The 22593-nt window shown below is 70.2% G+C and carries 22 protein-coding genes; 13 read left to right on the forward strand and 9 right to left on the reverse strand.

Annotated features, from left to right (window positions below; all coding sequences use genetic code 11):
* Positions 1-25: 25 nt before the first annotated feature.
* Entirely contained in the window at positions 26-1507 is a 1482-nt protein-coding gene (locus tag ACWDSJ_RS02180) for an aldehyde dehydrogenase (RefSeq protein WP_450028838.1), read from the reverse strand.
* Positions 1508-1776: 269 nt separating this feature from the next.
* On the opposite strand from ACWDSJ_RS02180, the gene ACWDSJ_RS02185 reads away from it, so the two are divergent.
* The 10 genes from ACWDSJ_RS02185 (at position 1777) to ACWDSJ_RS02230 (ending at position 13379) form a co-directional block, all read left to right on the forward strand.
* Positions 1777-2949, forward strand: coding sequence for a CaiB/BaiF CoA transferase family protein (locus tag ACWDSJ_RS02185; protein ID WP_450028839.1), 1173 nt, complete (start codon positions 1777-1779; stop codon positions 2947-2949).
* Between the two features lie 51 nt (positions 2950-3000).
* Positions 3001-3696: a nitroreductase gene (locus ACWDSJ_RS02190; protein ID WP_450028840.1), complete on the forward strand. Its 696-nt coding sequence runs from the start codon at positions 3001-3003 to the stop codon at positions 3694-3696.
* A gap of 79 nt (positions 3697-3775) precedes the next feature.
* On the forward strand, positions 3776-4252 hold the full coding sequence (locus tag ACWDSJ_RS02195; RefSeq protein ID WP_387357660.1) for a MaoC family dehydratase: 477 nt from the start codon (positions 3776-3778) through the stop codon (positions 4250-4252).
* Positions 4253-4287: 35 nt separating this feature from the next.
* On the forward strand, positions 4288-6240 hold the full coding sequence (locus ACWDSJ_RS02200; RefSeq protein WP_450028841.1) for an AMP-binding protein: 1953 nt from the start codon (positions 4288-4290) through the stop codon (positions 6238-6240).
* Positions 6237-7397, forward strand: coding sequence for an acyl-CoA dehydrogenase family protein (locus ACWDSJ_RS02205; RefSeq protein WP_450028842.1), 1161 nt, complete (start codon positions 6237-6239; stop codon positions 7395-7397). The genes ACWDSJ_RS02200 and ACWDSJ_RS02205 overlap by 4 nt, the downstream gene beginning before the upstream one ends.
* Positions 7397-8575 carry a CaiB/BaiF CoA transferase family protein gene (locus ACWDSJ_RS02210; RefSeq protein ID WP_450028843.1) on the forward strand — a complete coding sequence of 393 codons (1179 nt, stop codon included), beginning with the start codon at positions 7397-7399 and terminating at the stop codon, positions 8573-8575. Before ACWDSJ_RS02205 ends, ACWDSJ_RS02210 begins: the two co-directional genes overlap by 1 nt.
* Positions 8572-9747 (forward strand): CaiB/BaiF CoA transferase family protein, encoded by a 1176-nt coding sequence (locus ACWDSJ_RS02215; RefSeq protein ID WP_450028844.1) that lies wholly within the window; start codon positions 8572-8574, stop codon positions 9745-9747. The genes ACWDSJ_RS02210 and ACWDSJ_RS02215 overlap by 4 nt, the downstream gene beginning before the upstream one ends.
* Positions 9748-9833: 86 nt before the next feature.
* Positions 9834-10547, forward strand: coding sequence for a GntR family transcriptional regulator (locus tag ACWDSJ_RS02220; protein WP_387357665.1), 714 nt, complete (start codon positions 9834-9836; stop codon positions 10545-10547).
* A gap of 140 nt (positions 10548-10687) precedes the next feature.
* Positions 10688-11935, forward strand: a complete 1248-nt coding sequence (locus ACWDSJ_RS02225) for a cytochrome P450 (protein WP_450029019.1) — start codon at positions 10688-10690, stop codon at positions 11933-11935.
* A 100-nt stretch (positions 11936-12035) separates the two neighbouring features.
* On the forward strand, positions 12036-13379 hold the full coding sequence (locus ACWDSJ_RS02230; RefSeq protein WP_450028845.1) for a phenylacetate--CoA ligase family protein: 1344 nt from the start codon (positions 12036-12038) through the stop codon (positions 13377-13379).
* Between the two features lie 17 nt (positions 13380-13396).
* On the opposite strand, the gene ACWDSJ_RS02235 is transcribed toward ACWDSJ_RS02230, so the two are convergent.
* Positions 13397-13687, reverse strand: a complete 291-nt coding sequence (locus ACWDSJ_RS02235; protein ID WP_387357667.1) for a WhiB family transcriptional regulator — start codon at positions 13685-13687, stop codon at positions 13397-13399.
* 11 nt (positions 13688-13698) lie between these two features.
* Positions 13699-14517: an acyl-CoA thioesterase domain-containing protein gene (locus tag ACWDSJ_RS02240; protein ID WP_450028846.1), complete on the reverse strand. Its 819-nt coding sequence runs from the start codon at positions 14515-14517 to the stop codon at positions 13699-13701.
* 79 nt (positions 14518-14596) lie between these two features.
* Between ACWDSJ_RS02240 and ACWDSJ_RS02245 the strand changes: the two genes are divergently transcribed.
* Positions 14597-15391, forward strand: coding sequence for an enoyl-CoA hydratase/isomerase family protein (locus ACWDSJ_RS02245; RefSeq protein ID WP_387357669.1), 795 nt, complete (start codon positions 14597-14599; stop codon positions 15389-15391).
* Positions 15392-15421: 30 nt separating this feature from the next.
* Complete coding sequence (locus ACWDSJ_RS02250) at positions 15422-16309, forward strand: HpcH/HpaI aldolase/citrate lyase family protein (protein WP_450028847.1); 888 nt, start codon at positions 15422-15424, stop codon at positions 16307-16309.
* A 68-nt stretch (positions 16310-16377) separates the two neighbouring features.
* On the opposite strand, the gene ACWDSJ_RS02255 is transcribed toward ACWDSJ_RS02250, so the two are convergent.
* From ACWDSJ_RS02255 to ACWDSJ_RS02280, 6 genes are all read right to left on the reverse strand, one after another.
* The gene (locus ACWDSJ_RS02255) at positions 16378-17076 is read right to left on the reverse strand and encodes a GntR family transcriptional regulator (RefSeq protein WP_387357671.1); all 699 of its coding nucleotides are present in this window, start codon (positions 17074-17076) and stop codon (positions 16378-16380) included.
* 79 nt (positions 17077-17155) lie between these two features.
* Positions 17156-17608, reverse strand: coding sequence for a MaoC family dehydratase (locus ACWDSJ_RS02260; protein WP_450029020.1), 453 nt, complete (start codon positions 17606-17608; stop codon positions 17156-17158).
* A gap of 14 nt (positions 17609-17622) precedes the next feature.
* Complete coding sequence (locus tag ACWDSJ_RS02265; protein WP_450028848.1) at positions 17623-18486, reverse strand: FAS1-like dehydratase domain-containing protein; 864 nt, start codon at positions 18484-18486, stop codon at positions 17623-17625.
* Positions 18486-19232: a 3-oxoacyl-ACP reductase FabG gene (gene fabG / locus ACWDSJ_RS02270; protein WP_450028849.1), complete on the reverse strand. Its 747-nt coding sequence runs from the start codon at positions 19230-19232 to the stop codon at positions 18486-18488. The genes ACWDSJ_RS02265 and fabG overlap by 1 nt, the downstream gene beginning before the upstream one ends.
* Before the next feature lie 24 nt (positions 19233-19256).
* The gene (locus tag ACWDSJ_RS02275) at positions 19257-20078 is read right to left on the reverse strand and encodes an HpcH/HpaI aldolase/citrate lyase family protein (protein WP_450028850.1); all 822 of its coding nucleotides are present in this window, start codon (positions 20076-20078) and stop codon (positions 19257-19259) included.
* The gene (locus ACWDSJ_RS02280; protein ID WP_450028851.1) at positions 20075-21238 is read right to left on the reverse strand and encodes an acyl-CoA dehydrogenase family protein; all 1164 of its coding nucleotides are present in this window, start codon (positions 21236-21238) and stop codon (positions 20075-20077) included. The genes ACWDSJ_RS02275 and ACWDSJ_RS02280 overlap by 4 nt, the downstream gene beginning before the upstream one ends.
* Before the next feature lie 114 nt (positions 21239-21352).
* Between ACWDSJ_RS02280 and ACWDSJ_RS02285 the strand changes: the two genes are divergently transcribed.
* Positions 21353-22588, forward strand: coding sequence for an acetyl-CoA C-acetyltransferase (locus ACWDSJ_RS02285; RefSeq protein ID WP_450028852.1), 1236 nt, complete (start codon positions 21353-21355; stop codon positions 22586-22588).
* Positions 22589-22593: the final 5 nt, after the last annotated feature.

Genomic DNA, 22593 nt, shown 5'->3' on the forward strand with positions numbered 1-22593 from the left:
ATGAACCTTTCGAAAGTGACGTCGTTCAGGCGAGGATGTCGACGAGCTCGTCGGGCAGGCCGTAGGACTTGATCTCCACGTAGGCGTCGAAGCCCTCCGGCCCGGCCTCCCGGCCGATCCCGCTGTTCTTGAATCCGCCGATCGGAGCGTGGAACCCCACCCCCTTGCCGTTGACCTCGACCGTGCCGGTGCGGATCCGGCGGGCGACGGCCAGCGCGCGTTCGGGGTCGGCGGAGAACACCGAACCGTTGAGGCCGTACTCGGAGTTGTTCGCGATGGCGACGGCCTCGGCCTCGGTGTCGTAGGTGTGCACGGTCAGCACCGGTCCGAAGACCTCCTCCTGCGCGATCGGCGCCGCCGGATCGACGTCGGCGAAGACGGTCGGTTCCACGTACCAGCCGCGGTCCGCCCCGGAAGGACGCCCGCCGCCGACGACGAGGTTCGCCCCGGAAGCCTTGGCGCCGTTGATATATCCCTCCACCCGGGCGCGATGGGTGGCGCTGACCAGCGGGCCGATCTCGGTGGCCGGATCGAACGGATCACCGACGGGCATGGATTCGATCATCGCCACGATCCGGCCGATCACCTCGTCGCGACGCGCGCGCGGCACCACGATGCGGGTCTTGTTGCTGCACACCTGTCCGCTGTTGCGCAGCGACAGCGCGCGGATCGCCGGGATGACGACGTCGAAATCCGCGTCGTCGAGCAGCACGGCCGCCGACTTCCCGCCCAGCTCCAACGTCACCCGCCGCAGGTCGTGGCCGCACAGCGAGGCGATCCGGCGCCCCGCCCCCGTGGACCCGGTGAACGAGACCTTGTCCACGCCGGGATGGCGCACCAGATGTTCGCTGACCGCGCGCCCGGCGGGCACGATATTGAGCACCCCGTCGGGCAGACCCGCGTCCTGCAACATCTCCGCCAGCAGATAGGACGACAGCGGAGTCTCCGGCGCAGGTTTGTGCACCACGGTGCACCCGGCCAGCAGCGCCGGCGCGATCTTGATCATGGTGGTGAGCAGCGGCGCGTTCCACGGCACGATCGCCGCGACGACCCCGACCGCCTCGCGGGTGACCAGCGCGTTGCCGGTCCCGGAGCGCCGGGTGTCGGCCCACGGATACGCCGGGGCCATGTCCAGGAACGCGTCCAGCAGCAGCCGGGGACCGGCCGCCTGCATGGTGTTCGACAGCGAGATGGGACAACCCATCTCGGCGGTGACCACCCGGGCGATCTCCTCGGCCCGCGCGGCGAACTGCGCGCTGAGCTTGGTCAGCACCGCCATGCGCTCGGCGAGATCGCTGCGCCCCCAGGGCCCGGAGTCGAAGGCCCGGCGGGCCGCCGCGACCGCGGCGTCGATATCGGCCTCCACGCCCTCGGGCACCCGGGCGATGATCTCCTCGGTGGCGGGGGAGACCACGTCGATCGTGCGTTCCGACGCGGGTGGCATCCAGGCGCCGTCGATGAACAACTTGTCGTACGGTCCCTGCCGCACGGCTTCGTGTCGGCTCATTGGTGACTCCTCGTGGTGGTCGCGCGCGTCGTGGCGGGCGCGGGCGGATCGGCGTCGCACGCGGTGACGTGGGGCACGTCAGATGGCCCCGTGTGATCCGGATAATACAAAGTATATGATATTGCCGAGGTCGGCCAAGGCCCGGCGTGGGGTGGTCCGAGAGGCCGCGGCAGGGGGTGTCCAGGGGGATCGGGTGTGAGTTCGCCGTTTCACTTCCGGCACGGCAAACAATATATTATATTAAAAAGAAGACAGTCTGGAGGCATGACATGCAGCACAAGCCGCTCGACGGGATCCGCGTCCTGGAGATCGGGGGTTACATCTCCCTGCCCTTCGCCACGTCGATCCTGTGCGCCCTGGGAGCGGAGGTGGTGAAGGTCGAGAAGCCGGTGGTCGGTGAGGACTTCCGGCGCCTGCAGAACGACGAGAGCCCGTACTTCCGCCAGTACAACACCGGCAAGCGCAGCCTGTCCGTCGATTTGAAGAAGCCGGAGGGAATCGCGCTGGTCAAGGCGCTGGTGCCGCACTTCGACGTGGTGCTCGAGAATCTGCGCCCCGGCAAGCTGGCCGCGATGGGCCTCGGTCCGGAGGAGTGCCGCGCGCTGCGCCCCGATCTGGTCTACGGCTCGGTCACCGGCTTCGGCGGCGGGGGACCGTTGGCCAACCGGCCCGCCTACGACACCATCGGACACGCCTTCGGCGGCCTGTACTCCCTGTTCGGCGACGCCGGACATCCGCAGCTGGCGGGCGGTCTGAGCGCCGACCTCGTCACCGGTCTGAGCACGGCCACCGGCGTGCTGGCCGCCCTCGTCGGGCGGTTGAAGACCGGCGCGCCGCAGCGCGTGGAGACCTCGATCATGGAGGCGGTGAGCTGTCTGACCATCGACGGCATCACCCAGGCCTTCGAACTGGGAGCGGACCCGAGCCGCCAGAGCCGCCATCCGCAGGCGCAGAACTTCTGCGTCAAGACCTCGACGGGGGAGTTCCTCGCGATCCACCTGTCGTCCTCGCAGAAGTTCTGGCACGCCCTGTGCACGGCCATGGACCGCCTGGACCTCACCGAGGATCCGCGCTTCGCCGAGTACCGCCCGCGCGAGTCGAACTACTTCGAACTCGCCGCGATCGTCGAGGCCGAGTTCGAACGGAAGTCCGCGCAGCACTGGGAGCAGGCGCTCACCGCCGCCGATGTGCCGTTCGCGCCGGTGCTGTCGATGACGGGCTACCTGCGACACCCGCAGGTCGACTGGCTGGAGATGGTCGAACCCCAGCCCGACGGCCTGGCGCTGATGCGGCCGCCGTGGAAGTTCGACGGCGAGCGCCCGGACCGGCCGGGAACCGCCCCCCGGGTCGGCGCGCACAGCCGCGCCGTCGCCGCGGAGGTGTACTCACCCGAGCAGATCGAGGACCTGGTCCAGAACAAGGTGATCTACGCCGAGGAATGAGCCGGGCGGAATCGAAACAGCCTGTCCGCCAACAACAGTGAGTGAGTGCGCATGTCGAGCGACGATGTCGTGACCGACGCCTCGGTGGAGCTGGAGACGCTGCTGGACTCCCGGTGGAGTTGCCGGGCCTTCGAGTCGCGTCCGGTTCCCCGGGCCGATATCGAGCGTCTGCTCGGCCTGGCCCAGCGCTCGGCGTCGTGGTGCAACACCCAGCCCTGGCAGGCGATCGTGACCTCCGGCGCGGCCACCGACCGATTCCGCGACGCGCTCGCCGACCACGCGCGCCGCCACGACGCGCGATTCGATTTCGACCCGCCCGAACGGTATCGGGGGGTGTACGGCGATCGGCGCCGGGCCAGTGGCTGGCAGCTGTACGAGGCCGTCGGCGTGCGCCGCGGCGATCGCGCGGCCTCGGCTCGCCAGGCGTTCGAGAACTTCCGCCTGTTCGGCGCCCAGCACGTCGCGATCATCACCACCGACGCCGAACAGGGCGTGTACGGCGCGGTCGATACCGGGCTGTACATCGGCACCCTCCTGCTCGCCGCCCACAGCATGGGCATCGCCACGATCGCCCAGGCGGCGCTGGCCGGGCAGGCGCCGTTCATCCGGGAGTACCTCGACATCCCGGCGGACCGGAAGATCGTCGTGGGCATCTCCTTCGGCTATCCCGACCTCGACCACCCCGCCAACGGCTACCGCACCGCGCGCGCACCGCTGAGCGAAGTCGTCTCGTGGCGGGACGCGTGACAATATAATATATAATGTTGTAAGCTTGGTTCGACCGCGGGAAACCGGGGACGCACCGCATCGATCGGAAAGGACTCTCATGCCCGGCCTCTACTTCGAGGAGTTCGAACCCGGAACCGTCATCGAGCACGCGACGCGGCGCACGGTGACCGAGACCGACAACGTCCTGTTCAGCACGCTGACCCTCAATGTCGCGCCGCTGCACCTGGACGCGGAGTACTCCAAGAACTCCATTCACGGCCAGCGCCTGGTCAACAGTCTGTTCATCCTCGGGCTGGTCTCGGGCATCACCGTGCCCGACACCACCCTGGGCACCACCCTGGGCAACCTCGGCTTCCAGGAGGTGAAGTTCCCCGCGCCGGTGTTCCACGGCGACACCATCCGGGTCCGCACCGAGATCGTCGCGAAGCGAGAATCCAAGAGCCGCACCGATTCCGGCATCGTCACCTTCCGTCACCAGGGCATCAACCAGCGCGACGAGGTGGTCTGCGACTGCCTGCGCGCCGGACTGATGCTCAAGCGCTCCGCCGCGCCGGAGCCCGCGACCGCGTCCTGATCCCGAAAACCGGTCGCAGAGAAAGGAAGTGCCCGATGCGAGGACCAGCTCCCGCCGATCCGGACCAGCAATCGGTCTGGATGCCGCCCGACCCCGTGCGGTCCCGGAGTCGCCTGCTGGCCGCCATGACGAAATGGGGGTACGGCAGCCTCGCGGAGTTGCACCGGGCGTCGGTCGACGAGCCGGAATGGTTCTGGCGCGCGGCGATCGAGGATCTCGGCGTCGAATTCGCCGAACCCTTCGAGCGGGTCCGCGACGACAGCGCGGGCATCCCGTTCCCGCGCTGGTTCCCCGGCGGGCAGCTGAATCTGGCCACGCTGTGCGCCCACCGGCACGCCGACGGCCCGATCGCGGACAAGACCGCGGTCGTCTACGAGGGTGACGGCGGGACCCGCCGCACCCTCACCTACGCCGAACTCGACGCCCAGGTGCGCCGATTCGCGGCCAACCTCGCCGCCCTCGGCGTCTCCCGCGGCGATCGGGTGGTGCTGTTCGTGCCCGTGGTCCCCGAGGCCGTGGTCGCCTTCCTGGCCTGCGCGATGATCGGGGCCATCTCGGTTCCGGCCTTCACCGGTTACGGACCCGAGGCCCTGGCCGCGCGCCTGCGGGACTCCGCGGCCGTCGCGCTCGTCACCGCCGACGCGACCACCCGTCGCGGAAAGGTGGTGCCGCTCAAGCAGACCGCCGACGAGGCCCTGCGGTCCGCCCCGTCCGTCCGCCACAGCGTGGTGGTCCGTCATCTCGACAACGACGTCGAGATGCGCGACGGACGGGATGTGTACTGGGACGAACTACCGGAGAACCCGGAACCGGTGCCGACGGTCCAGCTCGAATCCAACGAGCCGCTGACCATCGTCTACACCTCCGGAACCACCGGACGCCCCAAGGGAATCGTGCACTCGCACGCCGGATTCGCGGTCAAGACCGCCGTCGACTTCGGCTACGCCTTCGATGTGCACGACGACGACGTCATCGCCTGGATCTCCGATATGGGCTGGCTCGTCGGGCCGATGCTCATCGCGGGCGGTCTGCAACTCGGCGCCACGGTGGTGTTCACCGAGGGCGTGCCCGATCATCCCACGCCCACGAGGATGTGGGAGATCATCGACCGCAACGGCGTCACCGTACAGGGTGTGGCGCCCACCGCGATGCGGCTGGTCATGGCCCGCGCCGAGGGCACGCCGGCCGGGCTGGACAGCCTGCGGTCGTTCGTCTCGACCGGGGAGGCGTGGGACGAGCCGACCTGGCGCTGGCTGTACGAGACCGTCGGCGGCGGGCAGCGGCCGATCATCAACTTCAGCGGCGGCACCGAGGTCGGCGGCGGCCTGCTGGTGGCCTATCCGTTCCTGCCGATCGACCCGGCCTCGTTCAACGCGCCGCTGATCGGCGTCGACGCGGCCGTGCTCGACGGCGACGGCAAACCGGTGACCGGTGAGGTCGGCGAACTGGCCGTGCTCAACACCTTCCCCGGGATGACGCACGCGTTCTGGCAGGACCGCGAGCGCTACCTCGAAACCTATTGGAGCCATTGGGAAGACGTGTGGGTGCACGGCGACCTGGCCTCGGTGGACGAGCGCGGCGTCTGGCAGATCCACGGCCGCTCCGACGACACCATCAAGGTGTCCGGGCGCCGCGTCGGGCCCGCCGAGATCGAGGCGGCGTTGCTGACCGACCGCCGCATCGTGGAGGCCGCGGTGATCGGCGCGCCCGATCCGCAACGGGGACAACGGGTCGTCGTCTTCGTCGTGGTCCGCGACGACGCCGACCACGACGATCTGGAATCCGCCGCGGTCGGTCGCATCGGCCGTTCCTTCGCACCGAGTCTGCATGTGGTACAGGCACTTCCGAAGACCAAGAACGGCAAGATCATGCGCCGCGCCATCCGCTCGCGCTATCTGGGCCTGGCCCAAGGGGATCTGTCGTCCCTGGATCCCGCCACCCCCATCGACGGCATCCCGACCAGTGAAACAGCAGGAGATCACCGATGACACTGACCGATCAGGATCTGGACCTGGTTCGCCAGAACACCCGCGAACTGGCCCGCAAATTCGGCTACGACTACTGGCGGGAGAAGGACCGCAAGGGCGAGTACCCGTGGGAGTTCGTCAAGGCGTTCGCGGCGGCCGGCTGGCTGGGCGTGATGATCCCCGAGGAGTACGGCGGCCTGGGGCTGGGCCTGACCGAGGCGGGCATCATGTTGCAGGAGGTCGCGGCCTCCGGCGCGGGCATGAGCGGCGGGTCGGCCATCCACTTCTACGTCTTCCCGCCCGCGCCGATCCTGCGCTACGGCTCGGAGGAGATGAAGCGCGAGTGGCTGCCGAAACTGGCCTCCGGCGAGATCCTGATGGCCTTCGCCGTCACCGAACCCACTGCGGGCGTGGACACCTCGCGCATCCGCACCAAGGCCACCAAGATCGACGGCGGCTGGGTGATCAACGGGCAGAAGGTCTTCATCACCAACGCCCAGAACGCGCACAAGATCCTGATCGTGGCGCGCACCTCGCCGCGCGACGAGAACAAGCCGCTCGACGGCATGACCCTGTTCTTCACCGATCTGAACCGCGACAAGATCACCGTGCGCGAGATCGAGAAGCTGGGCCGGTCGGCCATCGACTCCAACGAGCTGTTCATCGATAACCTCGAGGTCCGCGACGACGAGGTCATCGGCGAGGTGGGCAAGGGGTTCAAGTACCTGATCGACGGCCTGAACCCGGAGCGCATCGTGGTCGGCCTCGAGGGTGTCGGCCTGGGCCGGGCCGGGCTGGAGCTCGCGACCCAGTATGCCAAGGACCGCGTGGTGTTCGACCGGCCGATCGGCAAGAACCAGGCCGTCGCCCACCCGCTGGCCGACTCCTGGATCCGGCTCGAGGCCGCCGAACGCGTCTGCATGCACGCCGCCGAACTGTTCGAGGCGCACAAGCCGTGCGGTAAGGAGGCCGCGGCCGCGAAATACCTTGGCGCGGAAGCGGGTTACGAGGCGTGCGACCGCGCGCTGTCGACCTTCGGCGGCTACGCGTACTCGAAGGAGTATCACGTCGAGCGGTTGTGGCGGGAGGTTCGCCTGCTGCGCAACGCGCCGTTCTCGCAGGAGATGGTGCGCAACTACATCGCGCAGCAGGTGCTGGGGCTACCGAGGTCCTACTGATGAGCGGACCGTTGACGGGGGTGCGGGTACTCGTCCTGGCCGGGATGGGTCCGGTGCCCTTCGTCGGAATGATGTTGGCGGACATGGGCGCTCACGTGGTCCGGATCGTCCGTCCGCCGCATCGGTCCGCGCGGGCGCTCGGCCAGACCGACGGGCTGCGCGAGGAATACGACGTGGTCAACCGCGGCGTGGACGCGGTCGCGGTGGACCTCAAGGACCCCGAGGGCGTCGCGACCGTGCTGCGGCTGATCTCGGGCGCGGACGTGTTCGTCGAGGGCTATCGGCCCGGCGTGGCCGAACGACTCGGCCTGGGACCGGACGTGGTGCTCGCCCGCAATCCGGAGATCGTCTACACCCGGCTCACCGGGTACGGCCGCACCGGCCCGCTGGCGACCGAGGCCGGGCACGACATCAACTACGTGGCGCAAACCGGCGCGCTGCACGCGATGGCCCGCGCGGGGGAGGCGCCGCGCCCGCCGATCAATCTGCTCGGCGATTACGCCGGGGGCGCGGCGATCGGCGCGTTCGGGATCGTCTGCGCGCTGCTGGAGGCGTGGAAATCCGGGCGCGGACAGGTCGTCGACGCGGCCATGGTCGACGGCGTCGCCCTGCTCACCGCGAAATTGCAGGGCCTGCGGGCGGCCGGCCGCTACAGCGACGTCCCCGGCACGAACTACCTGGACTCCGGCGCGCCGTTCTACGACACCTACCGCTGCGCGGACGGCAACTACCTCGCGGTCGGCGCGCTCGAACCCGACTTCTACGCCGAATTCGTGGCCCGGCTCGGCGTCGACACCAGCGACTGGCCCGACCAGGACGACCGGGCGAACTGGCCGCGCCTGCGCGAACTCATCGGCGCCGCGCTCGCGACCCGGACCCGGGCGGAGTGGGCGGGCGTCTACGAGGGCACCGACGCCTGTGTGACCCCGGTCCTGACCTTCGACGAGGCGGCCGAGGATCCGCACAATGTCCACCGCGGCCTGTTCCAGCGCGTCGACGGAGTGCTGCACCCGGCGCCCGCGCCCCGGCTGAGCCGCACCCCCGCCCGGTCGCCCGAGACGCCGCGCACCGATCGGCTGGACGTGGCCGATCTGCTGGCCGACTGGACCGGACCCGATCCGGTTTCCGACGCCGATTATGTTGCGGCCCAAGCATTTCCGAAGGAGGGACCGGCATGACCGCGCCGCTGTCGGGCATCACCGTGGTGGGGCTCGAGCAGGCCATCTCGGCGCCGCTGTGCACCCGTCATCTGGCCGATCTCGGCGCCCGGGTCATCAAGATCGAACAGCCCGGTTTCGGCGACTCGACCCGCCACTACGACCGGGTGGTGCGGGGGATGGCGGCGCATTTCGTGTGGCTCAACCACGGCAAGGAGTCCGCCGCGCTCGATCTGACCGATGCCGCCGACCGGGAGGTGTTCACCGGAATGCTCGCGCGCGCCGACGTGGTGGTGTCCAATCTCGGCCCGGGCGCCCTGAGCCGGCTGGGGTTCGCGCCCGAGGACCTGCTGGAGCGTTATCCGCGGCTGATCGTGGTCGACATCTCCGGTTACGGCCGCGGCGGCCCGCTGGATCACAAACGCGCCTACGACCTGCTCGTGCAGGCCGAGGGGGGATCGTGCGCGATCACCGGAACACCCGGCGCGCCCGCCAAACCCGGCATCCCCGTCGCCGATGTCGGCACCGCCCTCTACGCCTACTCCAGCGTGCTCGCCGCGCTCTACGACCGGGAGCGCACTGGCCGCGGAGCCGTGATCCCCATCGCCATGCTCGATGTGGTCGCCGAGATGATGGGGTTCGCGCTGAATCAGGTGCTGCACACCGGAACCGAACCCGAACCGGTCGGCATGGGTTCGCCCATGATCGCGCCGTACGGCGCCTACCCGACCGCCGACGGGCTGACCGCCGTGCTGGGCACCACCAGCGACCGCGAATGGCGCCGGCTCACCGAGGATCTGCTCGACCGGCCCGATCTGGCGGCCGATCCGCGTTACCGGCACAACCACGATCGGGTCGCCCACCGCGCGGAACTGGACGCGATCGTCGGCGCGTGGTGCGCGCAGCGCGATCTCGCCGAGATCCAGCGCCTGGCCGACGCCGCCGGAATCGGCAACGCCCGGCTCAACGGGGTGCGGGAGCTGGCCGACCATCCGCAACTGCACGAGCGTGGTCGCTGGCGGGAGGTCGACTCGCCGGTGGGTTCGGTGCCCGCGTTGCTACCGCCCGCGCTGGCGCGCGACTGGCCGCCGATCTCCGGTCGCGTCCCCGAACTCGGGGCCGATACCGATACTGTGCGTAGGGAATTCGCTCCCGTGCCGGAGGACGCCGGACACGGTTCGCGCGACGGCTGACCGGTTCGGGCGCCGCGCCGGACTCTCGGTTTCGAAAGTATGAGGCATAATGCATAGCAGTGCCGACTGGAAAGGATCGAGCCGAGATGGAATCGACGGCCCGGAGTCTGCCGCGCAGCTCGAACTCCCAGCGCCAGCAGCTCTCGGAGGATGTCGCGACCTACGTGCGCGAACTCATCATCACCGGCCGGGTGCGGCCCGGCGACTTCCTGCGCACCGAACCGATCGCGGAAGCCGTGGGCGTGAGCAACACCCCGGTGCGCGAGGGATTGTTGCTGCTCAGCGGCGAGGGGTTCGTCGAACTCGTGCCGCGCCGCGGCTTCATGGTCTCGGCCTTCAGCCGTCAGGACGTGCGCGACATCTTCTGGGCGCAGGCGACCCTGGCCGGTGAATTGGCCGGGCGCGCAGCCAAATTGATCACCCCCGCCCAGCTCGACCACCTCACCGAGGTCAACGACCGCCACGCCGAGGCGGTCGCGCGGGGGACCGATCCGGCGCTGGTGGTCCAGCTGGGGCACGAGTTCCATCGCACGATCAATCTGGCCGCCGATTCCCGCCGGCTCGCCATGCTGCTGCGGTCGATCGTGCGGCAGTTGCCGAACCGCTTCTACAACGACATCGAGGGCCACAGCAAGGACACGATGCAACAGCATCCCGCGATCCTCGAGGCGCTGCGCAAGCGGCGCGCGAAGGCCGCGGTCACCCTCATGCGCGACCACATCATGGAGGGCGCCGACGAACTGGTCGCCATGCTGGAGGCGCAGGGCCTGTGGGCGGAGGACGAGAAGTCCACCGCATAATGCGTAATATTTGAATTTCGCGCCGGGCCGCCGCCCGCACTCGATACGATGCCGCACGCCGGTCCCCCAGGGCGGGACATCGCCCGCGACCGGTCGTCTCAGCTCGGTCTCGTTCGATGTTCGGAGGGTCACCGTTGACCATGCCACCACCCGAAACCCTGTCGTGCCCGGTCCCGTCCGGAGGCCCGGCCTCCGGCGACGGGCCCCGGACACCGCTCTACACAGCGGAATTCGCCGCCGATCCCTACCGGGTGTATCGCGAACTCCGGGCGCGTCACGGGGCGCTGGCCCCGGTCGAGCTCGCCCCCGGCGTGCCCGCCACCCTGGTGATCGGCTACGCGACCGCGCGGCGAATCCTCAACGACCCGGACCATTTTCCCGCCGATCCCCGGATATGGCAGCGCGACATTCCCGCCGACTGTCCGGTCCTGCCGCTGATGGAGTGGCGCCCCAACGCCTTTCGCAGTGCCGGTCCCGAGCACGCGCGCTACCGCGTGCCCACGGTCGACGCCCTCGCCGGGCACGACCTGTTCTCCCTGCACAGCACCGTCGAACGGATCGCGGTGCCGTTGATCGCCGAGTTCTCCGCGACGGGCTCGGCGGAACTGATCGGCCAGTACGCCTATCCGCTGACCTTCGAGGTGGTCAACACCATCCTCGGCTGCCCGGCCGATATCGGGCGCCGGGCGGCGGATGCGATGGCCGCGATGTTCGACGGCTCGGACACCGACGCGGCCGACGCGGCCATGGTCGCCGCGCTGGGCGATCTGCTCGAACGCAAGCGCGCGGAGCCCGGCGACGACATCACCTCGCGGCTGCTGCGGCATCCGGTCGGGCTCGACGACGCCGAGCTGATCAGTCAGCTGTTCAGCTTCTACGGCGCGGGCATCGAACCGTTGCAGAACCTCATCGTCAACACCCTGCGCATGCTGCTGACCGACGAGCGATTCGCCGGTGGCCTGCTCGGCGGGAGCATGACCACCCGCGCGGCCTTGGACGAGGTGCTGTTCACCGATCCGCCGCTGTCGAACATGTGCACCACCTTCCCCCGCCAGCCGATCCTCATCGACGACGTCTGGCTGCCCGCGCATCAGCCGGTGGTGATCAGCATGGCCGCCTGCAACAACGATCCCGCGAACGGCACCCGCGAATACTTCGACAACAACTCGCACCTGTCGTGGAGCATCGGCCCGCACGCCTGTCCCGCCCGGTCGGTGGCCTACCTGGTCGCGCAGGACGCGATCGACCAGCTCGTCGACGCCCTGCCCGAAATGACGCTCGGCACAACCGAATTGACGTGGCGGCCTGGTCCGTTCCACCGCTCGCTGACGGCCCTGCCCGTGACCTTCCCGCCGTCTCGACCGCTGGGCGTCGTGGATCTAACTTAAGATATAATATATAATCACTGAGTTCGGGTCGACGGTGTCGCACGCTGCCGCTCGCCGGTCCGGCGACATTCGCACAGGGGCTGACAGGTAGGAGACTCGAATGGCGGTCGCACCGTTCTCGGCGCGGTACTGGAGCGAGGTGGAGACGATCTCCGCCGCGCGGGCGCGGGCGATCCAGGACGAACGGTTGCGCGAACAGCTCGCGCACCTCGCCGCCGACAGCGCCTTCTATCGCGCGAAGTTCGCCGCGCACGGTGTCGACCCGGCGGCCGTGCGCGGCGTGGACGACCTTGCCGCCCTGCCCTTCACCGAGAAGCAGGAGTTGCGCGACAGCCTGGCGCAGTCGCCGCCGCTGGGCGCGCACGTCGCGGTTCCCGACGCCGAGATCGTCCAGATCCAGGCCTCCTCGGGAACCACCGGCAGTCCGTCGTACGTGGCGCTGACCGCCTCCGACATCGTCACCTGGTGCGAGTTGGGGGCACGGGCGTTGTACGCCAACGGTTTCCGGCCCGGCGACCGGCTGCTGCACGGCTTCGGGATGAGCAAGGGTTTCGTCGGCGGCCTGCCGATCGTGCAGATCCTGCAATACATGGGCATCGTCGACATCCCCATCGGCGCGGAGGCGGGGGCGGAACGGCTGCTGCGCGTGCAGGCCGATCAGCGGCCGAACGCGCTGATCGGGACGCCGAACTTCCTCGTGCACCTCGCCGAGCAGGCGCCGCGCATCGTCGGCCGCCCCGCCCGCGACCTCGGTGTGCGCACGATCAGCGTCGGCGGCGAACCCGGCGGCGGTTCCCCCGCGATCCGCGGAAAGCTCGAGGCGCTGTGGGGCGCGACCGCGCGGGAGATGTTGGGCGGTACCGACATCGCGTGCACCTACTGGGGGGAGTGCGAGGTCGGCGACGGAATGCATTTCCTGTCACCGGATCTCATGATCGCCGAACTCATCGATCCCGACACCGGCGACCGCGTCGAACCGGTCGCGGGCGCGCACGGCGAACTGGTCTACACCGCGCTGCGCCGCCGGGCCTCCCCGCTGCTGCGCTTCCGCACCCGCGACCACGTCGTCGTCACCGGCACCGACTGTGCCTGTGGCCGAACGGGTTACAAGGTGCGCTGCGTCGGCCGCACCGACGATATGCTGATCGTGCGCGGCATCAACGTCTTCCCCTCGGCGATCAAGGATCTGGTCCTCGAGCTCACCCCGCGCACGACGGGGGAGATGCGCGTGCGCCCCGACTTCGAGGGCCACTCCACCCAGCATCCGCTGCCGCTGGTCGTCGAGTACGCCGACGGCCTGGACGAGGCGGGGCGTTCGCGACTGCGCGCGGACATCGAACAGCGCGTCCGCTCGGCCCTCAACGTGAAGACGGTCGTGGAGCTGGTGCCGGACGGGACGTTGAAGCGCCCCGACCACGTGAAGGTCGCCCTGATCGAGCGCTGACCGCGGCGGCCCGGCCCTCAGCGGGCCGGGCCGCGCCGCCGGTCGAGGTAGCGGGCCCAGCGGTACTCGACGCGTTCGGCCGGGGTGAGCCCGCCCCAGATGCCGTGCGCCTCATGGGCGTTCAGCGCGTAGTCGCGGCACCGGACGAGGCTGGGGCAGCGGGCGCACAGGCGTTTGGCCGCGGCGGTATCGGATTCGTCGCCGGTGTAGAAGACGTTCACGTCGTGGGTTCGGCAGGCGGCGCGGAGTTGCCAGTCCCAGGCGTCGGCGCGGGGCGCCGGGAGGCGGAGGGGCTTCTCGCGGGGCAACGGAGGATCCTTCAGTGCTGGCGCAGGGAGTAGGGGCCGACCGCGCGCTGCGCGTTGGCCAGGGCGGAGGCCGTCACCGTGCCGATGACGCCGTGGCGGTCGAACGCGACCGCGGTGCCGACGGCGATGCCGTCGTGTTCGACGCGTTCGGTCAGCGCCAGGCCGAGTTCGTCGCCGCGGGGGAGACGCGCGAGGGCCAGGCTGACATCCGGATTGATGAACTCGAGTCCCGCGCCGCCCAGGTTCGAGATCAGGTTCGTCACGTCGGCGACGGAGGCGGCCAGCTGGAACGGCGTCGGGTCCTCACCGTGGACGACGGGAATCGGGAAGTGCCAGATCTGTTTTCGCTCGGCGGCGACGAAGCCGTCGGTCCATCCGCCCCATCCGTGGGCCGGGTCGAGGTACAGCCGTTCGCGATCGCCGGGCGGGGTGAGCCCGGCGGCCGGTGGGGTGGGGGAGGTGCCGCCGGACCAGACCGCCCCGCCCGGTGTCTCGCTCGGCCGCAGATACAGCGCGCTCGCCCGGGCGACCGGTTCGCCCTCCTGGAGCAGGGTGGTGTCGACCAGACACAGCCGCGGCCCCTCGCGCCGGACCGTCGCCGTGGTGGTGGATGGGCGCATTCGCGCCGCGCGGAACAGGTCGAGGGTCCAGCGCACCGGTCGCAGATCGGCGCGCCCGAGGGTGGCGACCGTGCGCTCGGCCTCGCGGGCGAGCGCGCCGCTCACGGCCGGTCCGCGCAGATGCTCCGCGCCCCAGCCGCTTTCGGCTCCCGGCTCGGGATGCAGTTCCTCGGTATCCCCGTACTTCACGCGGAAGAAGGCGCGATCCATGCTGACTCCCATCTTGTAGTACTTAATATATAATGTTTTCATTGAATTCGGTATTCCCGACCGGTATGGAAGGACGGACATGAGCCGCTATGCGCGCTTCGAACATCTGCGGGTGGACGGCCCCGACGAGGCGGGGGTCGCCGAGCTGGTGTTCGACGCCCCCAATCTGAACGCGGTCGGCGAGGGGGCGCACGCCGATCTGGCGGAGGTCTGGCGGGAGTTCGACGCTGATCCGCAGGTCAAGGCCGTGGTCCTGCGGGGCGAGGGCAAGGGCCTCTCGGCGGGCGGTTCGTTCGCGATGGTCGAGGCGATGCGCGACGACTACGAGGTCCGCACCCGCGTGATGCGCGAGGCCCGCGACCTGGTCTACAACGTGCTCGACTGCACCAAGCCGATCGTCTCCGCCATCCACGGCCCGGCCGTCGGGGCCGGACTCGTCGCCGCGATCCTCGCCGACGTCTCGGTGACGACCAAGACCGCCAAGATCATCGACGGCCACACCCGCCTCGGCGTCGCCGCCGGGGACCACGCCGCGATCTGCTGGCCGCTGCTGTGCGGCATGGCCAAGGCCAAGTACTACCTGATGACCTGCCGCCCGCTCAACGGCGAGGAGGCCGAGCGGATCGGGCTCGTCTCGCTGTGCGTCGACGCCGACGCGGACCTGCTGCCCACCGCGCGGGAGGTGGCCCGCGAACTCGCCGCGGGCGCGCCCACCGCCATCCGCTGGACCAAGCAGTCGCTGAACAACTGGTATCGGCACGTCGCGGGCTCCATCTTCGACGCCTCGCTGGCGCTCGAGTTCTACGGGTTCGGCGGTCCCGAGGTCCGCGAGGGCCTGGCCGCCCACCTCGAACACCGCAGCCCGCGGTTCTGACCCACCGTATCTCGCAGAAGGAGAAGATCTTTGAAGCCGTACCGTTCGATGTTGTTCGTGCCCGGGCACAAATCCAGCTGGGCGGAGAAGGCGGTCGCCGCCGGAGCCGACGCGCTGATCCTGGACCTCGAGGACTCCGTCCCGGCCGCGGACAAGGCCGCCGCCCGGGGCATCGTGCGGGAGACCCTCGGGCGGCTGCGCGAGCAGAACGTCCGCCCCGACGTGTGGGTGCGCCCCAACAGCTATGACAGCGGGCATTTCGGCGCCGACGTCGAGGCCGTCCTCGTGCCGGGCGTGGCCGGTCTGTTCCTGCCCAAGGTCTACAACGCCGAGGAGGTCCGCCGCATCGACGCGGTGGTCGCGCACATCGAGGAGCGCGAGGGCCTCGAACCGGGGTCGGTGGGCCTGATCATCAGCTTCGAGACCGCGGTCTCGGTGGCGCACTGCGAGGAGATCGCCGAGGCGTGCCCGCGGGTGTGGAGTCTGCTCGGCGCCACCGGCCCGAACGCCGACGTGGGGCGCGAACTGGGCTTCGAGTTCACCCTCGAGGGCCTCGAGACCCTGTATCAGCGCAGCCGTATCGTGGTCGCCGCGCGCGGCGCGGGTCAGACCCACCCGGTCACCGGGGTGTGGCAGGACATCAAGGATCTCGACGGGTTCCGCCGGTTCGCGGAGGATTCGCGGCGGCTCGGTTTCCGGGGGATGGTCTGCATCCATCCGTCGCACATCGCCATCTCCAACGAGGTCTTCACCCCCTCGGCGGAGACGGTCGAGTACTACCGCCGGATGATCGCGGCGTTCCGCGCGGCCGAGGCCGCCGGGAGCGGGGCGGTCGACTTCGAGGGCGTGCACATCGATCTGGCGCACGTGAAGACCGCCGAGGCGGTGCTCGAACTGGCCGACGCGATCGGCGTCTAGCACACGGCCACAACGGGATTCGACGAGACCGGCTCCGGACACGCTGTCCCGGAGCCGGTTTCGCCGGTTCAGGCCTCCTCGGGCACCGACCACGGGCCGGTGCGCTCCAGCATTCCCAGCACGCCCTGGGCGCCGTCGAGGATGTGCTTCTCGGTCAGTTCCCGCAGCCGGTCGGCGTCGCGGTCGCGCAGCGCCTCGATCATCCGCGGATGGTCGTTGCCGATGGCGGCCAAGCGGCCCTCCAGGGAGGCGTAGAAGCGGTTCGGCAGATGCCGGACGACCGAGCCCAGCAGCAGGGTCAGGCGGTGGGAGTCCGCGGCCAGATTGATGTGCCGATGGAATTCGTGGCCGTGCACGGCGATGGCGTCGCGATCGTCCGCCGCGATCGCGGCGTCGAGGCGGGTGTTGATCGCCTCGAGTTCGGCGATCCGCTCGTCGGTGATCGTGGTCGCGGCGCGTGCGGCCAGCTCCGCCGCGAATTGCGCCTGCGCCCAGAACAAGTCGTACACGTCCTGCGGGGTGACCGGCGCCACGACGAATCCGCGCCGCGGCACCAGCTCCACGAAACCCTCGCTGCGCAGCGCCAGCAGTCCCTCGCGCACCGGGGTGTTGCTCACGCCGACGGCCGCGGCGATCGGTTCCATCCGCAGGAACTCCCCGGCGCGCACCTGGCCGGACATGATCAACTCGCGGACATAGGACGCCACCTCGTCGGGTAGCTGCTGCCGTCCGCCGATGCCGCGGATCCGGGTCAGGTTGTCGGCCACGCCCTCGCCTCCCTGTCGGGTGTGCGCCCGGAAACGGCGCGTCAAAACATAATATAAGATGCGACGGCGCCGGGCCCGATTACGTGAGCAGCACCAAAGTGTCCGCGACACAGGCCGGTTTGGCCGCGTCGGTGGCCTGCACCACATAGCGCGTGGTGAGGATGGTGCCGCCCGCCGCCTCGCGGAGATCGGTGAAGGTCGCGGTGCAGCGCAGGGTCGAATCCACCGGGACCGGCGCGGGGAACCGCACCTTGTCCACCCCGTAATTGACTCGGGCCGAGCCGAATTCGAGCGCGAACAGCCGCGCGCCGAACCAGGGCAGCAGCGACAGGGTCAGATACCCGTGCGCGATGGTGCGGCCGAACGGACCGGCGGCGGCGCGGTCCGGGTCGACGTGGATCCACTGGTGATCGCCGGTCACCTCGGCGAACGCGTCGATCCGGGCCTGGTCGACGAGCAGCGGCTCGCTCGGGCCCAGCGGTTCGCCGAGCGCGGCGCGGACCTCGTCGAGTCCGGTGAAGGTGCGAATCATGGTGGGGGCCTTCCTCATCCGAGATCGATCTCGACGGTCGCGTGCGCGTCCCCGCCGGGGCCGAGCAGGTCGATCCGCGGGCCCGGATCGTCGCCCTGCTCGATCCGGAATCGGGCGGGCTGGGCGCAGAACAGGGGAGCGCGGTTGCGGTGCCGCAGCCCCGCCGGGCGTCCGGTCCGTCCGGCGAGGCGGTGGACCTCGGCGGCGGCGAGGGTGATCAGCGGTCCGTGCACGACCAGGCCCGGGTACCCCTCCACGCGGGTCGCGTAGGGCCAGTCGTAGTGGATGCGATGCGCGTTGGCGGTGGCCGCGGAGAACCGCATCAGCAGGGTCGGATCGGTGGCGAAGTCCCACTCCGTGTCTCCCGCGCGCCGCAGCGGGGCGCCCGCCGGGGTCAGGGCCGCCGCGTCGGCGGGGTCGGCGGTGGCAGGAGCGGCCGGGCCCGCCTCGCGGTAGATGAGGTCCTGGCGTTCGTCGAGCGCGAGTTCGCCGCCGTCGCGGTACAGCCGCGTCGAGACCACCACGACGACGAGTTTGCCGGAGCGCCCGGACTTCTCGGTCACCGATTCCACCCGCGACACCCGCCGCACGGTCTCGCCCACGTGGATCTCGCTGTGCCAGCGCACCTCTCCGCCGGCGAACATGCGCCGGGGCAGCGCGACCGGCGGCAGGAAGCCGCCGCGCACCGGATGCCCGTCCGCGCCGATCAGCGAGGAGACCGGCCAGCGCGGCAGTGCCACCCAATGCCACATCGGCGGGAGTTCGTCGCCGGGGCCGGGGACCGGCAACCCGTCGTCGAACAGCGCGGCCAGCGCGGCGACCGGGGCGGGATCGATGAGTTCGGAGCTGGTGACGGTGTGCGGTTCCCAGCCGGGCACTACATGAACCTCCCGCCGGTGACCTCCAGGACGGCGCCGGTCATGTACGACGACAGGTCCGAGGCGAGAAACAGTGCCACCGAGGCGATTTCGCTGACCTCGCCCGCGCGGCGCATGGGGATCTCGGCCATCTTCTGCTCCCAGACCTTCTCCGGCATGGCCTCGGTCATGGGCGTGCGGATGAGGCCGGGCTGAATGGCGTTGATCCGGATGCCGTGGTGGGCGACCTCTTTGGCGGCCGCCTTGGACAGCCCGACGATGCCGGCCTTGGCGGCCGAGTAGTTGGTCTGTCCGACCAGCCCGACCTTGCCCGACAGCGACGACAGGTTGACGATCGCGCCGCGTTTGCGCTCGCGCATGATCGCCGCCGCCTTGCGGGTGCCGTTCCAGGTGCCCTTCAGGTGGACGGCGACGACCTGGTCGAACTGCTCCTCGGTCATGGTGCGCATGGTCGCGTCGCGGGTGATGCCCGCGTTGTTGACCATGACGTCGAGGCCGCCGAAGGTGTCCAGCGCGGCCTGCAACAGGGCGTCGACATCGGCGGAATCGGTGACGTCGCAGCGCACCCCGATCGCCTTGTCCGGGCCGCCGAGACGTTCGGCGGCCTGCTTCACGGTGTCGGCGTCGAGGTCGCCGAGGACGACCCGGGCGCCCTCGGCGAGGAACGCCTCCGCGATGGCGTAGCCGATGCCCTGGGCGGCGCCGGTGATGACCGCGGTCCGGTCGAGCAGCAGTGGTTGGGACATGTCGGACTCCGTTTCGTCGGGATGTCAGGGACGGGGAGACGCCTGGAGCAGGATGCGCTGGGCGCGGTCGACGACCGGCTTGTCGATCATCTGCCCGTTCAGCACGGCCACGCCCTCGGTGGTGGTCGCCTCGACCACCGTTGTGGCCCAGCGGATCTCGTCGGCGCTCGGCCGGAGCGCGGCCGCCGCGGTGGGAACCTGCCGGGGATGGACGCAGAGCTTGCCCGCGAATCCGAGGCGGCGGGCGTAGTTCACGTCGGCGGTCAGCAGCTCCGGTTCGTCGACGGCGCCGGTGACCCCGTCGATCGGTCCCGCCAGCCCGGCCGCCGCCGAGGCGAGCACGAGCGCGCCGCGGGCGGGCGCCAGCGCCTCCCGGTCACCCGGGGCGATGCCGAGCTGCGCGGCCAGGTCGAAGGTGCCGATCGCCAGGCGGCGCACCGCGGGGACGTCGGCGATCGCCGCCGCGTCGAGTACCCCGCGCGCGGTCTCGATCAGCGCGACGAGGGCGGGCTCGGTCAGTTCCGCCGCGATCGCGCCCAGGGCGGCGGGATCCTCGGCCTTGGGGACCATCACGACGGCGCGGTGCCGCGCCAGCATCGCGAGATCCTCGGCGTACCACCGGGTTCCGTCGGCGTTGATGCGCACCGCGTTGCGGTTTCCCGCCGCGAGCCACTGGTGGACGTAGTCGCGCGCCTCGTCCTTGCGCTCGGGCGCGACCGCGTCCTCGAGGTCCAGCACGACCATGTCCGCCCCGGCGGCCTGGGCCTTGGCGAACCGGTCCGGCCGGTCGCCGGGCACGAACAACCACGTCGCCGCGTCGAGCGAATCCTGGTGTGCCGCCGTCATTTCCGCGTCCCGGCCGCGCGCACGAGCCCGCCGCCGATGATCAGGCGCTGGATCTCGCTGGTGCCCTCGTACAGGCGCAGCAGCCGCACATCGCGGTAGATGCGCTCGACCGGAACCTCGCGCATGTAGCCGGTGCCGCCGTGGATCTGCACGGCGAGATCGGCCACCCGGCCGACCATCTCGGTGCAGAACAGCTTCGCCGCGGACGGCCCGATGCGCCGGTCTTCGCCGCTCACGTAGCGGGCGGCGGTCTCGCGGACCAGGGCGCGCCCGGCCAGCACCCCGGTCTGCTGATCGGCGATCATGGCCTGCACCAACTGGAACTCGCCGATCGGGCGGCCGCCCTGGGTGGCCGCGGCGGCGTAGCTCACCGACTCGTCGAGCGCGCGCTGGGCCGATCCGACGGCGAGCGCGGCGATGTGCACCCGGCCGCGGGCCAGCGACGTCATCGCCGCGCGGTACCCGACCTCCTCCGAACCGCCGACCAGCGCCGCGTCCGGAACCCGCACGCCGGAGAATGTCACGTCCGCGGTCCAGGCGCCCTCCTGGCCCATCTTCGCGTCCTTGGCGCCGACCTCGAGGCCGGGGGTGTCGGCGGGGACCAGGAACACCGCGATGCCGGGGCCCGAGTCGTCGGCGGGACGGGTGCGGGCGAAGACCACGAACAGATCCGCGATCGGGGCGTTGGTGATGAAGCGCTTCTGGCCGTCGATGACCCAGTCGTCGCCGTCGCGCACGGCCTTGGTGCGCAGGCCCGCCGGATTCGAGCCCGCGCCCGGTTCGGTGAGGGCGAAGGAGGCGACGACCTCGCCGGTGGCGATCCGCTCGAGCCAGCGGGCCTTCTGCTCGTCGGAGCCGAAGTTCACCAGCACCTGACCGGCGATGCCGTTGTTGGTGCCGAACATCGAGCGCAGCGACAGCGAGGTGTAGCCGAATTCCATCGCCAGCTCGACGTCCTGGGTGAGGTCCAGCCCCAGACCGCCCCACTGCTGGGGGATCGCGTACCCGAACAGGCCCAGCTCGGCGACCTGCTTGCGCAGATCGGCGGGAATGGCGTCGGCCGCCATGATCTCCTGTTCGCGGGGCACGACCTTGGTGCGGACGAATTCGCGCACATGTGCCAGGATCGCGCTGAAGTCTTCGGGGCCCACCTCGGGCATGTCGATCACCGTCCTCTGTTCGTCTTGAAGAATATTATATAAAATGTATAAACTGCAAGTAGTGTCGGCGGCACGGACGGGTGGCTGTCCTGAGCCAATTCGATCGGAATGGGTGTGACTACGGTGTCGAATCAGCAATATGTCCGGCGGGTGGCGATCGTGCAACCCCTGCGAACCCCCGTCGGCACCTTCGGGGGCGCGCTGCGCGACGTCCCGGTGGAGGATCTGGCCGCCACGGTGGTCCGCGAGGTCGTGGAACGTTCCGGCGTCGATCCCGAGCGGATCGAGGACGTGGTGTTCGCGCAGTCCTACGCCAATTCCGAGGTGCCGTGCGTGGGCCGCTGGGTGGCGCTGCACGCCGGACTGCCGATCGAGGTGCCGGGGATGCAGTTGGACCGCCGGTGCGGCGGCGGCCTCCAGGCGCTGGTGACGGGGGCGATGATGGTGCAGACCGGGGCCGCCGACGTGGTGCTGGCCGGGGGGGTGGAATCCATGAGCCGCATCGAGTACTACTCGACGGCCACCCGCTGGGGCGCGCGGGCGGGCACGGTCTCGCTCTACGACCGGCTCGACCGGGGCCGCGAGCGCTCCCAGCCCGAGGAACGGTTCGGCAAGATCTCCGGAATGATCGAGACGGCCGAGAATCTCGCCGCCGATTACGGGATCGACCGCGACAGCGCCGACGCCTACGCCGCCCGCAGCCATCAGCGGGCCGCGGCGGCGTGGCAGAACGGCCGCTTCGACGCCGAGGTGGTGCCGGTGACGGTGCCGCAGCGCCGCGGTGAGCCGCGGGTGGTCGCCACGGACGAGGGCGTGCGGCCCGACAGCACCCCCGAGACCCTCGCGAAGCTGCGCCCGATCACCCCGGGCGGCACGGTGACCGCGGGCAACGCCAGCCAGCAGAACGACGCCGCCTCGGCCTGCCTGCTGGTGGCCGAGGACCGGCTCGACGACCTCGGCCTGACGCCGATCGGCTATCTCAACGGCTGGGCGGCGGCCGGCTGCGATCCGTCGCGGATGGGGATCGGGCCGGTGCCCGCGGTCGCGAAACTCGCCGCGCGCCAGGGGCTCGACACCCGGCAGCTGCTGAACGGGCTGGATCTGGTCGAGCTGAACGAGGCGTTCGCCGTGCAGGTGCTCGCGGTGCTCGAGGGCTGGGGCTGGCGCGATCACGACCGCCTCAACGTCAACGGCTCGGGCATCTCGCTCGGGCATCCGATCGGGGCCACCGGGATGCGGATGGTGACCACGCTGCTGCACGAACTGCGTCGCCGCGGCGGCGGAAAAGGCTTGGCCACCATGTGTATCGGCGGCGGCCAGGGACTCGCGGCGACCGTGGAGACGGCCTGACGCGC

The sequence above is a fragment of the Nocardia sp. NPDC003482 genome (assembly GCF_053588115.1).

Excerpts from the sequence above, each read along its gene's own strand:
- ACWDSJ_RS02275 (WP_450028850.1), bottom strand. The coding sequence starts at position 20,078 with ATGACGGCGGCACACCAGGATTCGCTCGACGCGGCGACGTGGTTGTTC.
- ACWDSJ_RS02215 (WP_450028844.1), top strand. The coding sequence starts at position 8,572 with ATGACCGCGCCGCTGTCGGGCATCACCGTGGTGGGGCTCGAGCAGGCC.
- ACWDSJ_RS02230 (WP_450028845.1), top strand. The coding sequence starts at position 12,036 with ATGGCGGTCGCACCGTTCTCGGCGCGGTACTGGAGCGAGGTGGAGACG.
- ACWDSJ_RS02180 (WP_450028838.1), bottom strand. The coding sequence starts at position 1,507 with ATGAGCCGACACGAAGCCGTGCGGCAGGGACCGTACGACAAGTTGTTC.
- fabG (WP_450028849.1), bottom strand. The coding sequence starts at position 19,232 with ATGTCCCAACCACTGCTGCTCGACCGGACCGCGGTCATCACCGGCGCC.
- ACWDSJ_RS02280 (WP_450028851.1), bottom strand. The coding sequence starts at position 21,238 with ATGCCCGAGGTGGGCCCCGAAGACTTCAGCGCGATCCTGGCACATGTG.
- ACWDSJ_RS02225 (WP_450029019.1), top strand. The coding sequence starts at position 10,688 with ATGCCACCACCCGAAACCCTGTCGTGCCCGGTCCCGTCCGGAGGCCCG.
- ACWDSJ_RS02220 (WP_387357665.1), top strand. The coding sequence starts at position 9,834 with ATGGAATCGACGGCCCGGAGTCTGCCGCGCAGCTCGAACTCCCAGCGC.
- ACWDSJ_RS02195 (WP_387357660.1), top strand. The coding sequence starts at position 3,776 with ATGCCCGGCCTCTACTTCGAGGAGTTCGAACCCGGAACCGTCATCGAG.
- ACWDSJ_RS02185 (WP_450028839.1), top strand. The coding sequence starts at position 1,777 with ATGCAGCACAAGCCGCTCGACGGGATCCGCGTCCTGGAGATCGGGGGT.
- ACWDSJ_RS02245 (WP_387357669.1), top strand. The coding sequence starts at position 14,597 with ATGAGCCGCTATGCGCGCTTCGAACATCTGCGGGTGGACGGCCCCGAC.
- ACWDSJ_RS02205 (WP_450028842.1), top strand. The coding sequence starts at position 6,237 with ATGACACTGACCGATCAGGATCTGGACCTGGTTCGCCAGAACACCCGC.
- ACWDSJ_RS02260 (WP_450029020.1), bottom strand. The coding sequence starts at position 17,608 with ATGATTCGCACCTTCACCGGACTCGACGAGGTCCGCGCCGCGCTCGGC.
- ACWDSJ_RS02190 (WP_450028840.1), top strand. The coding sequence starts at position 3,001 with ATGTCGAGCGACGATGTCGTGACCGACGCCTCGGTGGAGCTGGAGACG.
- ACWDSJ_RS02240 (WP_450028846.1), bottom strand. The coding sequence starts at position 14,517 with ATGGATCGCGCCTTCTTCCGCGTGAAGTACGGGGATACCGAGGAACTG.
- ACWDSJ_RS02200 (WP_450028841.1), top strand. The coding sequence starts at position 4,288 with ATGCGAGGACCAGCTCCCGCCGATCCGGACCAGCAATCGGTCTGGATG.
- ACWDSJ_RS02210 (WP_450028843.1), top strand. The coding sequence starts at position 7,397 with ATGAGCGGACCGTTGACGGGGGTGCGGGTACTCGTCCTGGCCGGGATG.